The organism is Francisella sp. Scap27, from assembly GCF_013394105.1.
Classification (GTDB): Bacteria; Pseudomonadota; Gammaproteobacteria; order Francisellales; family Francisellaceae; genus Francisella; species Francisella adeliensis.
Window position 1 is genome coordinate 85,290 of record NZ_CP041326.1, and the last position, 15,459, is coordinate 100,748.

Here is a 15,459-nt window from a genome sequence, read left to right on the forward strand (position 1 = left end):
AAATTTGGTATGTTAATTTATGTAGTAAACAAAAAAGGAATATACTATGAAAAATAAACTTATTAAAAGTTTATTGATAGTAACAATTATAATACCGTCTATTTCATTCGCATTTTTTGATAGTGTAAGCGATGGCTTGGATAAAGTATCGAACTCAGCAAAGAAAACTAACGATATGTCAAACCAAACCAAAGCAAGGATAGACAAATTTAAAAATCTGTCCGGTAATTATGAAGATGATACAGAAGCAAAACAGTATGTTAATAATAAAGTTGATGAATATACAAGCAACAAATTATCAAAAACGAAGGATGCAAGCGATAATATAAATCAAACTAAAGACTCTCTAAGTAAAACTAGAGATTCTTTTAAGAGCTTTTTTTAGTAAATAGTTATCCCAAATATTGATATTTAATAATATGAGAATTTTTTATCTATTAAAGTTATTACTTACCAAAGATTTTATGACAACCCCCGCAATAGTTAAGCCAAATAATGATGGCATATAGCTAAGGGTACCATTTGTTGCTCTTGGTCTTCCTTGTTGATTTTCGATAGGTTCAGCTGGTGGAAGAGGAGCAATACCTTTTTCAGTTGAGTATACTACTTGTATGCCTTTTTTGACTCTTTGTTTTTTTAGTCGTGTACGCATAGCTCTTGCGAGAGGGCAAACATCGGTTTTATAAAGGTCTGTAACTTTGATTTGAGTTGGATCTGTTTTGCCTCCAGCTCCCATACTTGATATAGTTGGCAAACCTAATTCATGTGAGATTTTTACAAGATTAACTTTTGCGTTTAAAGTATCTATAGCATCTATTACAAAATCATACTTTTCAGTAGTTAGTAGCTCGTGAGTGTTCTCAGGATTTATGAAAGTTTGTAGAGCATTTACTTGGCATTCGGGGTTTATGTCAAGTATTCTAGCTTTCATTATTTCAACTTTTGGCTTACCGACAGTACTGTGCAGGGCTACTAATTGACGGTTGATATTTGATGAATCTACAGTATCCATATCTACTATGGTTAGTTTGCCAATACCTGATCTAGCCAAGGCTTCTATTACAAAAGAGCCAACACCGCCAGCCCCAGCGATAAATACATTTGCATTTTCTAGAGTCTTTAAGCCATTGTCGTTTACTAAAATACCTGTTCTTTCAGTGATTGCTTGTATCATTATTTTTTCGAAGCCTCTTTATTTAAATCATCAAAATATTTATAAGCGAATATATTAGCATAAATCTCGCCACTTATATGGTCTACATCAGATATATCAAATTTCACAAGTGGAACCCAGTTGATACTACTAGTAGTTATTTGTGAATTTTCTAGTTGATAGCTACTTACATTTTTATTTGCTTGACTCATAAACTTATCGAAGTTTAGAGCTGTGACCACAGAATCTTCTTTTAAACTAAATAAAAATAGTGGTGTCTTAGTATCTTTACCAAAATTTACAATATCAGCATCTTTCATTGTTTGAAGTAGCTCAGGGTTTGAAAATACTTTTTCATTAAACAAGTCGAACATAGAATTGTTGCCACTAGGAATCATATAGTGAGCTGCAGATTTTTGATTTGGATATTTTCTATACAAAGCACTATAGTAGATGGCAGAAACTAATTTAGCATCAGATACTTTTTTCTGATTGAATAAATCTTCGAGGTTAAAATTTTTACCATTAACATTACATAGGAATTGAGTACCTAATGGGCAATCCATATTGTAGAAGCCATTATCAATATCTTTTGAGCTTAGAGCGTTATCCGTATTACTATAATGTAAGTAGCTCATAAAGGCATTTGCAAGTAGAGCAGGTTTGAGCATTGAGGTAACTAGTTTGCTATGGAGTTTATACTCTTTTGCATCGTTATTATCTTTGATGAAATTTAGCGTAGTATCAGATACATCATAAGCACCTGATAATCCCGATGCTGTTTTGTAAGAATATAGATTGTCTAGATTACCAACTTGTGAGCAGTTAGATTTATTTTCTAGGCATTTTGCCATCCATATAGAGTATGCTCCACCTTCGGAGTAACCTACAGAATATACGCCTAGTTTTTGATTATCATCAAGAGAATACTTTTTCTTAATAACATCAGAAGAGTCATTTAGTAAATCAACGGCAGTATTTACAGTTTGTTTAGGGTAGAAGACATATGGGTGAGAATTTTTATAGTCATCACCTTGACCAATATAGTCAGGTGCTACAACGATATAACCATTTAAAGCGTAAACTCTAGCATATACCGTATCAAAGAGCATAGTCATTATATTTTTGTCTTTGAAACTTGATGGTACGCTTGAGTTGCTAAAAGCAGTGGGGTGGTAATATAAAATTACGCCTTTAGGTTCATCAGTATCTGGGAGCATTACAAGTCCAGAAACTTTAGATGTAACTTCACCTGTAGCGGGGAATGAATTTGTGGTTTTATAAGTAACTTTATCTAGTGTTACAGTTTTTATACTATCATCACCGAAGTTGTCGATATCTACACCTGAGAGTTTTTTCATATTTTGTATGTTTATTTTACAAGTGCTAGAAGCTACGGCAGGATTACAAAAATATTTGTTTTTGTAATTTTCTTTGATGTCTTTTGCCTTCCAAGTTGTAGTATCTACAACGGCTGCTTGGGCAAATTGTGCTAATGAAAAGCCACATAGTAGGGTGGCTATAAGTTTTTTGTTCATGATTAATAATGACTTGAATGGCTTTGATTATATTATAGCAAATGAAGGACTTATATTGATTGAGAGTTAGATGTTTCAGTCACTACATAGTTTAAAAAAGACATTAGATGAGTTTTCATGATTAAAATAAATAAGTTTTATTAGTATTAATAGTAAAGCAGCTTGCTTTTTAGTCAGTTATAAATTAAATTAATGGTTTGTTAAATTATTTTATATTTCATTTGGAGAGATGATGATTAAACTTTTTAATCAACCAAAAGCTTTTTATACTATATTTATGCTTGAGATATGGGAACGCTTTGGTTATCAATCTTTAATAGCTATCTTAGTTGTATATTTGCAACTTGGAAGTATTCAGTTATCTGAAAGCCAAGCAATTGCAACTTATGCAGCCTTTGCAGCTCTTGTGTATGCGTTTATCGTAATTGGTGGATATATTGGTGACTCTATATTAGGGGCTAAAAGAACTATAGTCTTAGGTTTACTAGTGCTTTTATGTGGTTATTTACTTTTAGTTTTTGAGGGTAAGGAATCAACATTATGGGGCTTATCATTTATATGTGTGGGAACAGGACTTTTTAAATCTAACCCGACAAGCTTGCTATCAAAATGCTACGATCCGGAAGACTCTGGTAAAATAAGTAATGCTTTCACAATGTTTTATATGGCTATAAATATTGGTTCTTTACTAGGAACTTTAATTATACCTTCAGTGGCTAGAGCATATGGTTATTCATCAAGTTTTATAATAATTGCTGTAGCATTGATGTTTGCATTAGCAACATTTGTTGGCTTTGCATTTACTATGAAGCATATTTCAACTCATGCTGGCAATAAGAAGTTAAATTATTCTTATCTGGCTTGGGTTTTAATCGGTGTGATCGCAATGATCTATCTAGTTAAAACATTATTAGCATATTTGTTTATAGCGAAGTTGATTGTTATTTTAACCTTTATTTCTTGTGTATTTATATATATATATCTCGCTTTCTTATATAAGAAGAGTGGTTATTTTTATAAGATGATGTTAGCACTTATCCTTATGTGTGAAGCGATGGTTTACAAGATTTCATATATACAGATGGCTTCTTCAATAAACCTTTTTACTATCAAAAACACAGATCATTCAATATTTGGGTTTGCTATAGCCCCAGAAACTTTTCAGGCATTAAACCCATTTTGGATATTTGTTTTAAGTCCACTTTTAGCAATATACTATGTTCGTTCAACAAATACTAAGTTTGACATGAGTGTTTATAGTAAGTTTTCAATGGGATTATTTGTTATAGGTCTTTCATTTATAGTGCTATATATTTCTAAGTTTACAGCACATAATGGGATTATATCAGCATATTGGTTATTTGGTAGTTATGCTTTACAGTCTATGGGTGAATTATTTATATCAGCTATTGGCTTATCAATGTTTGCTAAATTAGCTCCGGGCCGTGTTAATGGCTTTATGGTTGGAGTATGGTGGGTGTTCCTAGCATTTGCGTCTATACTTGGTGGTTTGGTTGCTCAAGCTATAGCTGTAGGTAAAAACCAAGATGGAACTGTCAATTTGGTATCATCATTGAATGAGTATACAGGAGTGTTTTTGACTATAGGTATCGCCATCGTAGCAGTGGCTGCTATATCTTTCCTGCTTTCACCTTTAAAGAAAAAGTTGATGAATAAATAAGTTAAAAGATTAAAGTTCTATATTTCTAACATCTGTAACTGTCATACCAGCCTCAAGAGCATTGATAAGTCCAGTAACCCCATCTTCGAATACATGACATTGCTTTGGTTCTACTTTATATTTTTTTGCTAAAAGTGTAAAAGCATCTGTGGTATTTTTTGTTGGATGATTATCATCTGCTGTTATTATTTCTGCAAAATAATCTGTAATTTTTAATATATCCAAACTACGCAAAACATTTTTTCTTTTACCTCCTGATATTACAACCATAGGGATTTTACCTCTATATTTTTCTATCAAATCAACTACAGGCTGTATAGGCTCACTCTTGTGAAGTAAGCCATATGTGGTTTCCTTTAGTTCATAAGCGATAGTTTCAAAACTTTCTTTCTTATGAGGATACAGATGAGCTAAAATATATTCACTTGGTAATCCATGAAAGCGAGATAAATCACTTAGTGGTAAGTCAAGGCTGTGTTTTGTTAATACTTTCCCCCATGCCTCTATGTGAGCAGACATGTTGTTTATGATGGTACCATCGCAATCGAAAATAAGAAGTTTTGTGTCTTTATGAATAGGTAATAGCACAGATAGTGGGATTTATTTTAAGTTTAGAATAATTATATATGATTAATGATGTTGACATAAGCTTTAATTACTAGGACAATACTAGGTTTTAGTGAAATATTTTAAAAACTTAAATATAGTTGAGGCTAGAGTTAAACTCCTATGAGAAATATAATTGTATTATCATTAACTATAATTGCTTTTTGTAGTTTTGGACTTGCTAAGTCTAGTGATGATATAAATATACAACAAACTTTAGAAAAACTTGATAAAAATCCTATTGATAAAACAGAGCTTCCTGCGGAAGATATATTTGAAGAGCAAATAATAGAAAGCCCAATTTCACAAGACAAGTATGATGTTGGTCAAGCGATGCTAAGGCTTAGTGGCTTAAAAAATGCAAAACCTCCTTTGTTTGATGGTGTTGATAATAGCGTATTATTATCAGAAGCTATTTTAAACACTCAAGATGGTGCTGCTCAAGGTCCAATATTTGAGTTGCAATCAAGACAAAATGGCTTGCTAAAGGATAACTATCTATATTTGGGAGGTACAGCAGCATTTCTGCCAATTTGGACTCCTAGCTCATCAGGACAGACTAATTCAATAAACAACTATAATCTTGAATATTATTTCTTAAGTACTCTAGGTGATTGGACAACAGTTTATGCTGCTTTAAATACATTTACAATAGATGGTGAATGGAATGTGAATCCTAGTGATGCATATGTAATGATAGGTAATTTAAAAAAATTCCCTGTATTTAGCTATGTAGGTTTAACAACTGTTGATTTTGGTAATTTTGATGAAGTAACAAACTTTATTCCTACACTAACTCGCACATTTTTTATGCAGTCTGGAGGTAATGCAAGTATTGCGTATAATGAAGGTGGTTTTCACTCAAGTATAGCTTTTTTATCATCATCAGGAAATGAGTATTTACAAGTAGCAAACGCTTATAAAGGTAATAACAAGTTAGGTGTATCAGCGAATTTAATGTATACCTATGAGTTAGAGCAAGATGGAGATTATTGGTATGCTGGTACTGGTTATTCAAATGTATCAGGCTTTACAAATGAAAATAATGATAATATAGGAGTTGTAGATTTTAACTTTGGCATTAGTTTAAATAATTTCAGGTTTATAAATGAATTTGTATTTACTGATAAGAATGTCACACAAAAAACAGATTTGTCTGCAACATTTAATCTAAGAGAGAGTTTTTTCGTTTCGTTACTTCCTAGTTTGGAGAATACTAGTTTTTTGACTAATGATGCTAAAATTTACTCTTGGTCATCTCAGCTCTCTTATTCTGGGCAATTATATAATAGAGAGCTAATACCTTATGTAAGTTATTCTCAAGTCCAACAATCAGGTACAAACTATGCAACAATCTTGGAAAGTGGACTTAGGTATAATGCCTTTGCTGATGCATGGGCTGGAGCTAGTTATACTTATGTAAAAGGTGAGGCAGATGAGTTTAGTGAGCAGGACAATATACTAGCGCTTTATTTGCGTATTTTTATATAAACCATATTAGAAAAATATTTATGCTAAAATATGATACAAAATTTATATATCTTAATGTGCTCATAAAACTATCATAAAGATCTAAAATTAAAGCCTCATCAATTAGGGTAAATATCTCCTATGAGAAATATAAATATATTATTTTTAGCTATAACTGTTTTTTGTAGTATTGGATTTGCTGAACCTAATGATGATATAAGCTTAGAAGTTACAAACCGTGACAAAAAACCAGTAGATAAAACAGAATTGTCAGCTGAAGATGTTCTTGAGGAACAGATTAATGAAACGCCAACTTCGCAAGATAGATATGATATTGGTCAAGCTATACTTAAATATAGTGGTTTAAAGAATGCAAAGCTGCCATTATTTAAAGGTATTGATAATTCTGTGCTGCTCTCAGAAGCTGTTTTAAATACACAAAAACAAACAGGTGACCCACTTTTTGAATTGCTAGCTCGTCAAGATGGTACATTAAAAGATGATTACTTATATTTTGGTGCTACAGGTGTATCTTTGCCTATTTGGGGTAAGCAAAATTCTATAAACAATTACAGTATGGAGTATTACTTTTTAAGTACACTAGGTAATTGGACCACTGTCTATGCATCTCTAAACACTTATACTAATGGTGATAATTGGAATGTGAACCCTGGTGCTGTATACCTTATGCTAGGCGATTTAAGACAATTTCCAGTATTTACATACGCTGCGCTGTCTACTATAAATTTTGGGAGTTTTGACGAGACAACTAACTTCTTCCCTACACTCACTAGATTTTATTTTATGCAGTCAGGTGGAAATGTAAATGTTTCATACAATAGAGGTGGCATTCATGCAGATGTGGCATTTTTATCATCATCAGAAAATAAATTTTTAAAAGTAGCAAATGCTTATAATGGTAATACAAAGTTAGGAGTATCTACAAATCTAAAATATACATATGAGTTAGAGCAAGATGGTGATTATTGGTATGCTGGGACTGGTTACTCTAATGTATCGGGATTTACGAATAATAATAATGATAATATAGGAGTGATAGACTTTAACTTTGGTCTTAATATAAGAAAAATTCAGTTTATAAATGAGTTTGTATTTACAGATAAAGGTGTTGATAAGACTACAGATGCTTCAGGTTCATTTAACTTGAGGGAAGGTTTTTTCACATCAATTCTTCCTGATTTTAATAATAATGTTTTTTTGCAAAATGGTTCAAATGTTTATTCGTGGTCATCACAATTTTCTTATTCTGCAAATCTGTATAACCATGAATTCATCCCTTATGTTAGTTATTCACAGATTCAACAATCTAGCTCTAATTACAGGGCTTTAATTGATACTGGATTTAGGTATAATCCTTTTGCAGACGCTTGGGCTGGTTTTAGTTATAGTCATATAAGAGATAAGGCTGACTTATTTGAGCAGCAGGACAATATACTAGCGCTTTATTTGCGTATTTTTATATAAATCATATTAGAAAAATATTTATGTTAGAATATGTAACAAAATCTACATAAAGAAATGTTATGCAAAATATACCTGCCTGCCCTAAATGTAACTCGGAATTTGTTTACCAAGACGGTGAGCTATTTATATGCCCTGAATGTGCGTATGAGTGGCAACCTAATGAAGTTGATGAGGATGCTCTTGTTATAAAGGATTCTAATGGTAATTTACTCAAGGATGGTGATAGTGTAACTGTTATAAAGGATTTAAAACTAAAAGGGTCATCAACGGTTATAAAGGTCGGTACAAAAGTTAAAAGCATAAGACTCGTAGAGGGTGATCATGATATTGACTGTAAAGTAGATGGCATTGGAGCCATGAAGTTAAAGTCGCAGTTTGTTAAAAAAGTATAAGTTTAGATAAAGCCTCGCTATGAAAAAGAATATGATATTTCGTGTAGTATGTATATTTTTTGCGTTTATATATGCTGATTTTGCAGTGGCATACTTTATCAATGAGGATGGAAAGCAAGTACCTGTATCAAAGTCAATTGTCACAGAAGTTGATGATCTAGAAATGAAAGAGGGTGAGGCTTTAACAAATTCTCAAATAAAGAGTATAGCTAGTTCAAGCGGCTCTATTTCTCAAGATTTGTAAATGGGATCTAAGAGGATGAAAAAAGCAGTTTTTAAAACATTTTTATTATCATTACTATTAACTAATAGTTTATATGCTGATGAAAATACTGCAACTACACCTCAAGTGAAAAAAGCTACTAGTCAAGAAGCATCAAAAAAACCTATATATACTCCAGAAACCATAAGAAGACTTGAATCAAATGCGTTTAGAAGAGTTTTTCCAAACAGAGATTTTATAAAGTCTAAGATCTCATACGAAGTTGAAGCACAAGATAAAAAAGATGGAAGTAATTCTAAACAAGCTATACAAGATTTAGCAGTAAAAGAGGGTGAAGCTTTAACTGGTGCAGAGAAGAGAGCTTTATCTAAAAAAACATTTGATAATAAAGTAAATGAAGCTCTGAATATAAATGCAATTAAAACCTCATTTTTTAATGGTTTTAGGGTTAGTGAAACTTTTACTCATGCAATGCTAAATACTCAAGAAGATACAGGCGATCCTTTGTTTATGCTACAAGCACGTCAGCAAGGGATACTTGAAGATGATTATATCTATATGGGTGCTAGGGCAAGTCTTATTGATTATCAAAGGCTTAATCATGTCCCCCAGGGTGGTGAAAATAAAGATTTTTCTTATAATGTTGATGGGTATGTAGCTTCAACAATGTCTAAGTGGGTGAGTGCCTTAGTTGGTTTTTCTCTTTATCAAGAACATCAACATGGCTTAAACTTTTTTCCAAGTACTTTATATCTTATCGTTGGTGATTTAGCGGAAGCTCCAGTCTTTGGTTATGTAGCAAATTCTACGGTAATGTATGGTAATTTTGATATAGTTTCTAACTATGTACCAACACTAACAAGACTGTATTTCATGCAATCTGGAGGTAATGCTAACATTTCATACCATACAGCAGATTTACATCTTAACGCTGTTTTACTTAATGCTAATCCTGATAGTTATTTCGGTATAACAAACGCTCAAAGTAGTAATGGTCTTGGTTTTTCATTGAATAGTAAATATATTTATGAAATGGAAAATGCAGGGGATTATCAGTTTTTTGGATTAGCGTACTCAAATGTGTCAGGGTTTGAAACAAAGAATGGAAATAATGTTGGTGCTATTGATGTTAACTATGGTTTGTCGATATCTGATATAAACTTTGAGGCTGAAGCTTTGCTTACAGATAAGGGGGTTGGAGGTGTGAATAATTCATCATCTGTTAGCCCTAACAATATTGCAGGAGTACCATTCTTTGGGTCAGTAAAGCCAAGTGCTAATTTAATTTATGATGGTTTTTTAGGTTCTGGCAGAAATATTGCCACATGGTCATTGCAAACTAGCTATACAGCTACAGTTTATGGTAAAAGATTAATACCTTATGTTGATTACTCTCATATTAGGCAAGATTCTGAAAACTACTCGTTTCAGTATGGTGCTGGAGCAAGGTGGAATGCTTTTTATGGCTCTTGGCTTGGTTTGGATTATACAAATATCACTTCAAAAAGTACGCATTTTAATGAGCGACAAAATTATCTTTCTTTAAACTACACTATATATTTATAGTTAGTAATTGCTATAATCTCCTTATAAGAATCTAAATGTTTTACTAAATGTCACGACAAATATTTTTAGATACAGAGACTACTGGTTTTGACTACAAAATTGGAAATAGAATTATAGAGTTTGGTGCTGTTGAAGTTATAGATAGAAAGCTTACTGGAAATAATCTACATTTCTATTGTAACCCTAATTATGAGGTTGAACCTGGGGCTTTACGCGTACATGGTCTGACAAATGAGTTTTTGGCAGATAAGCCTACATTTGAAGAAAATGCTGAAAGAATGATAGAGTATCTTAAAGATGCTGAAATTATAATTCATAATGCGCCATTCGATGTGCCGTTTTTAAACTGGGAACTTGGTCTACTTAAAAACAATAAGTACGGAACTATAGAAGATAATGTTGAGAATATTATAGACAGTCTTGCAGTTGCTAGAAAAAAACATCCAATGCAAAAAAATAATCTTGACGCTCTATGTAAAAGATATTTTATAAAAAATGATCATCGTGAGTTTCATGGGGCACTACTTGATAGTGAGCTTTTAGCGGATGTGTATCTAGCTATGACTGGTGGACAAACTAATTTATTATTACACTCTGATAAAACAGCTAGTAAAGATAAAATAGATATCAATGTTAGTAAGCTAAATCTACGTGTGGCTGAAGTTAAAGATACTCAAGTTCATGATGATTATCTTAAGAATGTACTAAACATAATAGACGCAAAATGGTAAAACGACCTATATATAGAGAAGCATCAGCACAAGAGCTTGTTAATGTTGGTAAAGACTTCTTTGATAGAGATCTATATTTGGAAAAACAAACTTATCAAGCATGGTTGAAACTAAAAGAACAAGCTTCGGCAGACAATGTAATTTTATATATTGTATCTGGTTTTAGGAGTTATGATTATCAGCAAAATATAATCAATCGTAAATTAGCAAATGGACAATCTATAGAGCAGATTTCTAAAGTAAATGCTTTAGTTGGTGAGAGTGAGCATCATACTGGTTGTGCTATAGATTTTACCACAGGTGATGAGCAAGAGGTTTTAACAGAGAATTTTGAAAATACACAGGCATTTAAATGGCTCACTGGAAATGCTTATAAGTTTGGTTTTGTAATGAGTTTTCCAAGAGATAACATATATGGTTTTATTTATGAACCTTGGCATTGGTGCTTTAAAAAATGAATATAAATAAGTTTATAATCCTATCTAGTACTATAGCTTTAGCAAGCTGTAGTACTGTAAAAAATGATAAAACAAAAGTAGAATTTGCTGCTCATAATTATCCGAATATGTTTATTCCAGTCCGTGTTGATGTTGCTAAGTCATCAGTTAAGACAGCGATTGGGCAAAATAATAGTATTGCTAACATTACACAGTTAAAAAACCTTAATGAACTAGAAAAAGGAAGGTTGCTGCAGTTAAATGGAGACTTTAAAGGGTCTATAGTTTCTTATGCTAATGCTATAAAAACAGTACCTCAATCAGAAGAAGAATCTATTAAAAAAGCTAAATCAATAGTGCTTGATAGAAAAAGCTATAATTATTATGATATAAAAACAGCATATAATATTCCAGATTATGCAATTTCAAACCTATATACTTATCAAGCTTTAAATTATTTAAAAACGAATCAAGTAAAAAATGCTTTATCAGAGCTTGATAAGCTTCCAAGTGCAGAACTTTGGACGACTCAACAAGATTTAATTGCTGCAGGTATAAAGCAATTATCTAAAAAAAGCTTAGAGAAAAATGATATTACGGATAATATCCTAGGGCTTAATAATTTTGAAGATTTAAAAAGAATGTTTGGTTATTCAAAAAGAATACCTAATGCGTATGGAAATCCTTTAGGTTTATATCTAAAAGCAATTCTGGAATCTTCTATATCTAAAGATTATGAAAGCTCTCTGAATGATTTAAATAATGCTGAGCAATATGCTGTTGGCAATAAGTATTTAGGTCACACTATCTATGAGTTCAACTCAGCTATAAATAGTGGTAATTCTTCTTTCTCAATGGGTATGGGTAGGGTGGTTGTATTTTATGAGCAAGGCTTAGTTAATCCTCGTCAAGAAGCTATAGCAAAACTAGATTTAGGAAATATAGGAGATACTAAGTTTGATTTACCAGTATACCCTACAAACTATAGTTTCTATGAACCTAAAAAAGTTACTATAACTACAGATAGTAAAAAAACCATAGTGGATACTTATACAGAAACTCTTATGGATAACACTCTTTTTGCAATCAAATCATTAATTGATGAGTACCCAAGGATTATTGCGAAAAATATTATGATAGAAGCGTATAAAAATGATCAAGTAGAGAAACTTGCTTTAGGGGGATTAGCTGGTAATCATCTTAATTTTAGTTTATCTAATAAAGATCCTAAACGAGCTGACTTAAGAAGTTGGCTTTTGTTGCCTGCAAATGTTGATTTGTTTGAACAACAGCTTGATAGTGGAAAATATACAATACAGGTAAATAACATTCGACAAAAAGTTGATATTAAACAGGGTAAAACAACTTTACTCTGGGTTGTAGAGGTTGGTAAGTTTAAAAAGGTCTTTTATTTTATTGTTTAAATAGGCATTGAAAGAATCAATTATCTTCAGAAGTTTTCGTAAATTATCACAAATAGGCTCTGATTTTTATTTACTAGCAGATAACTTAGTGCTATAAATGATAGTACATCAGTTATATATGTTAAGAAATGTTATGAAGAATATTTTAGTATTAGGAGCTGGTAGAGTAGGCTCTTTAGTATCATCATTGCTAGTTGATAGTGGTAAATATACGGTTCATTTATCAGATAAAGTTATACCTAATGATAAGCCTAAGCTTGATAAAAATGAATCAAACTTGAAGTACATCACGCTTGATGTTACTAATTCAAATGAGTTTAAAGAATATATAACAAAGAACCAGTTTGATGCTGTAGTTTCTTGTTTGCCGTATTTTTTAAATAAATCGATAGCTGAGATTGCATCAGAACATAATCTTAATTATTTTGACTTAACAGAAGACATAGAAGCCACAAAATATATCAAAAGTATTGCTGAAAAAGCTGATTGTTTTTTTGCGCCACAGTGTGGTTTAGCTCCAGGGTTTATAAGTATTGTTACAAATAGTCTTATGGGCGAATTTGAAGAGATAGATACAGTAAGAATGAGAGTCGGTGCACTACCTTTAAACGTGTCAAATACTTTACAATATGGTCTAACATGGTCAACGGAAGGATTAGTAAATGAATATGCTAAACCTTGTGAAGGCGTTGTCGATGGTAAAAAAAGAATTATAGCTCCACTTGCAGATGTTGAGGAAATAAAGATAGACGGTCTAACTTATGAAGCTTTTAACACTTCTGGTGGTATTGGTTCGATGATAGAAACCTATGAAGGTAAAGTAAAGAATATTAATTATAAAAGTATTCGCCACCCAGGTCACTGTGAAAAAATGAAATTCTTAATGCAAGATATGAGGCTTGGTGAAGATCTAGAATTAACTGCAAAAATCTTAGATAATGCTATTGAGCGTATAAACCAAGATATTGTTTTAATTTATGTATCTGTTAGTGGCGTAAGAAAGGGGCTAAAGTCTGAGAGGCATTACGCTCAAAAGTTCCCGTCAAAAATAATGTATGGTAAACATTTCTCAGCGCTACAGCTAACTACTGCAACTAGTTTGTGTGTAAGTATAGATGAGTTCTTAAATAAAGGAAATCTAAAAGGTTTTATCAATCAAGAAACTATTAGTCTAAAAGGTTTTTATGAAAACACTTTTGGAGATTATTATAAAAATTCAGGTTTATTGGTTCAAGCAGATTAAGGGAAGTTAAAAATGATTAATTTAAAAGATTTAAACTTAGGTTTAGAAAAATCTATTGTAAATGATTGTGATAATTTTATAGAGAGTGTAAGCCCGGCAAATGCTCAAATTTTAGCTAAAGTAGAGAACGAAGGTGTTGCTCAAATGCAGAGTGCAATATCAAAAGCTGTTGAGGTTTCTAAAACTTGGAAAGCAGTTCCAGCACCTAAAAGAGGAGAACTAGTTCGCTTAATAAGCGAAGAGTTACGTAAAAATAAAGATGCACTAGGTACCTTGGTTTCTTTAGAAATGGGGAAATCTAAACAAGAAGGTGATGGTGAAGTCCAAGAAATGATAGATATGGCAGATTTTGCTGTTGGACAATCGCGTATGCTTTATGGTGCTACAATGCACTCGGAAAGAGAAGGTCATAGAATGTACGATCAGTGGCATCCTTTAGGTGTTGTTGGAGTTGTTTCTGCTTTTAATTTTCCGGTAGCTGTGTGGTCATGGAATGCTTTTATTGCTGTAATATGTGGAAATACAGTGGTTTGGAAACCTTCTGAGAAAACACCTTTATGTGCTATAGCTGTACAAAATATATGCAATAAAGTTGTAAAAGAAAATAATTTTCCTGAAGTTTTTTATACAATCATTTCAAAAGATATAGATGTATCAAAAGAGCTTGTAAATAGTGAAAAAGTTAACTTAGTTTCTTTTACAGGTTCCACAAAAGTCGGTCGAGAAGTTGGGCAGCAAGTAGCTAAAAGATTTGGAAAATCTATTTTAGAATTGGGTGGTAATAATGCAACTATATTAGATGAATCAGCAAATCTTAAACTTGCAATTCCAGGTGCAGTGTTTGGAGCTGTTGGTACAGCTGGGCAACGCTGTACATCTTTAAGAAGACTACTCATACATAGCTCTATTTATGATCTTGTTAAAGAAAAAATGGTAAATGCTTATAAGCAAGTAACTGTTGGAGATCCATTAAATCAAGAGAATCTAATGGGACCACTTATTGATGAGGGCTCTGTAAATAACTATCTAAAAACAATCGCACAAGCTAAAGAGCAGGGTGGTAAAGTCTTAACAGGTGGTAAGAGGATTGAAAAAGAAGGTTATTTTGTAGAACCAGCAATTATTGAAGCTTCTAAAAACATGCAAATAATGCAAGAAGAAAATTTTTGTCCAATCTTATATATTTTACCGTTTGATACTCTTGATGAGGCAATTGAGATTAATAACTCTGTTGAATATGGTTTATCAAGCTCTATATTTACAGATAACTTACAAAATGCTGAGAAATTCCTTTCAAGCTTAGGAAGTGATTGTGGTATTGCGAATGTAAATATTGGTACATCAGGTGCTGAAATTGGTGGAGCGTTTGGTGGTGAGAAAAGTACTGGTGGAGGACGAGAAGCTGGTTCAGATGCTTGGAAAGCTTATATGCGTAGACAAACTAGTACAATCAATTATGGTGATGATTTACCATTAGCACAGGGAATTAAGTTTAATTTGGAGGGTTAGT

The 15,459-nt window shown here is 32.2% G+C and carries 15 protein-coding genes; 12 read left to right on the forward strand and 3 right to left on the reverse strand.

Annotated features, from left to right (window positions below; translation table 11 throughout):
- The first annotated feature begins 46 nt into the window (after positions 1–46).
- Positions 47–385 carry a hypothetical protein gene (locus tag FLM55_RS00410; protein ID WP_178947502.1) on the forward strand — a complete coding sequence of 113 codons (339 nt, stop codon included), beginning with the start codon at positions 47–49 and terminating at the stop codon, positions 383–385.
- 45 nt (positions 386–430) lie between these two features.
- Here FLM55_RS00410 and FLM55_RS00415 read toward each other — a convergent pair whose 3' ends face one another.
- Together FLM55_RS00415 and FLM55_RS00420 are read right to left on the reverse strand one after the other, a co-directional pair.
- Complete coding sequence (locus FLM55_RS00415) at positions 431–1,174, reverse strand: ThiF family adenylyltransferase (protein WP_178947503.1); 744 nt, start codon at positions 1,172–1,174, stop codon at positions 431–433.
- Positions 1,174–2,691 (reverse strand): S9 family peptidase, encoded by a 1,518-nt coding sequence (locus tag FLM55_RS00420; protein WP_256868885.1) that lies wholly within the window; start codon positions 2,689–2,691, stop codon positions 1,174–1,176. Before FLM55_RS00420 ends, FLM55_RS00415 begins: the two co-directional genes overlap by 1 nt.
- A 232-nt stretch (positions 2,692–2,923) precedes the next feature.
- Between FLM55_RS00420 and FLM55_RS00425 the strand changes: the two genes are divergently transcribed.
- Positions 2,924–4,372, forward strand: a complete 1,449-nt coding sequence (locus tag FLM55_RS00425) for an oligopeptide:H+ symporter (RefSeq protein ID WP_178947504.1) — start codon at positions 2,924–2,926, stop codon at positions 4,370–4,372.
- A 9-nt stretch (positions 4,373–4,381) separates the two neighbouring features.
- Here the strand turns inward: FLM55_RS00425 and FLM55_RS00430 are convergent, their stop codons facing one another.
- Entirely contained in the window at positions 4,382–4,960 is a 579-nt protein-coding gene (locus FLM55_RS00430) for an HAD family phosphatase (RefSeq protein WP_178947505.1), read from the reverse strand.
- A 141-nt stretch (positions 4,961–5,101) separates the two neighbouring features.
- Here FLM55_RS00430 and FLM55_RS00435 point away from each other — a divergent pair, with 141 nt between their 5' ends.
- From FLM55_RS00435 to FLM55_RS00485, 10 genes are all read left to right on the forward strand, one after another.
- Positions 5,102–6,469: a hypothetical protein gene (locus FLM55_RS00435; RefSeq protein WP_178947506.1), complete on the forward strand. Its 1,368-nt coding sequence runs from the start codon at positions 5,102–5,104 to the stop codon at positions 6,467–6,469.
- 120 nt (positions 6,470–6,589) lie between these two features.
- On the forward strand, positions 6,590–7,933 hold the full coding sequence (locus tag FLM55_RS00440) for a hypothetical protein (protein ID WP_178947507.1): 1,344 nt from the start codon (positions 6,590–6,592) through the stop codon (positions 7,931–7,933).
- Positions 7,934–7,992: 59 nt separating this feature from the next.
- A complete protein-coding gene (locus tag FLM55_RS00445) occupies positions 7,993–8,325 on the forward strand; it encodes a zinc ribbon domain-containing protein YjdM (RefSeq protein WP_112870098.1) in 333 nt (110 codons plus the stop codon).
- 19 nt (positions 8,326–8,344) lie between these two features.
- Complete coding sequence (locus FLM55_RS00450) at positions 8,345–8,569, forward strand: hypothetical protein (protein ID WP_256868886.1); 225 nt, start codon at positions 8,345–8,347, stop codon at positions 8,567–8,569.
- A gap of 15 nt (positions 8,570–8,584) precedes the next feature.
- Positions 8,585–10,114 (forward strand): hypothetical protein, encoded by a 1,530-nt coding sequence (locus tag FLM55_RS09440; RefSeq protein ID WP_256868887.1) that lies wholly within the window; start codon positions 8,585–8,587, stop codon positions 10,112–10,114.
- A 47-nt stretch (positions 10,115–10,161) separates the two neighbouring features.
- Positions 10,162–10,845, forward strand: a complete 684-nt coding sequence (gene dnaQ, locus FLM55_RS00465; RefSeq protein WP_178947508.1) for a DNA polymerase III subunit epsilon — start codon at positions 10,162–10,164, stop codon at positions 10,843–10,845.
- A complete protein-coding gene (locus FLM55_RS00470) occupies positions 10,839–11,303 on the forward strand; it encodes a D-alanyl-D-alanine carboxypeptidase family protein (RefSeq protein ID WP_178947509.1) in 465 nt (154 codons plus the stop codon). Before dnaQ ends, FLM55_RS00470 begins: the two co-directional genes overlap by 7 nt.
- The gene (locus tag FLM55_RS00475) at positions 11,300–12,706 is read left to right on the forward strand and encodes a hypothetical protein (RefSeq protein ID WP_178947510.1); all 1,407 of its coding nucleotides are present in this window, start codon (positions 11,300–11,302) and stop codon (positions 12,704–12,706) included. The genes FLM55_RS00470 and FLM55_RS00475 overlap by 4 nt, the downstream gene beginning before the upstream one ends.
- Before the next feature lie 133 nt (positions 12,707–12,839).
- Positions 12,840–13,949: a saccharopine dehydrogenase family protein gene (locus FLM55_RS00480; RefSeq protein ID WP_178947511.1), complete on the forward strand. Its 1,110-nt coding sequence runs from the start codon at positions 12,840–12,842 to the stop codon at positions 13,947–13,949.
- A 12-nt stretch (positions 13,950–13,961) separates the two neighbouring features.
- On the forward strand, positions 13,962–15,458 hold the full coding sequence (locus FLM55_RS00485; RefSeq protein ID WP_178947512.1) for an aldehyde dehydrogenase family protein: 1,497 nt from the start codon (positions 13,962–13,964) through the stop codon (positions 15,456–15,458).
- The last annotated feature ends 1 nt before the right edge of the window (position 15,459 follow it).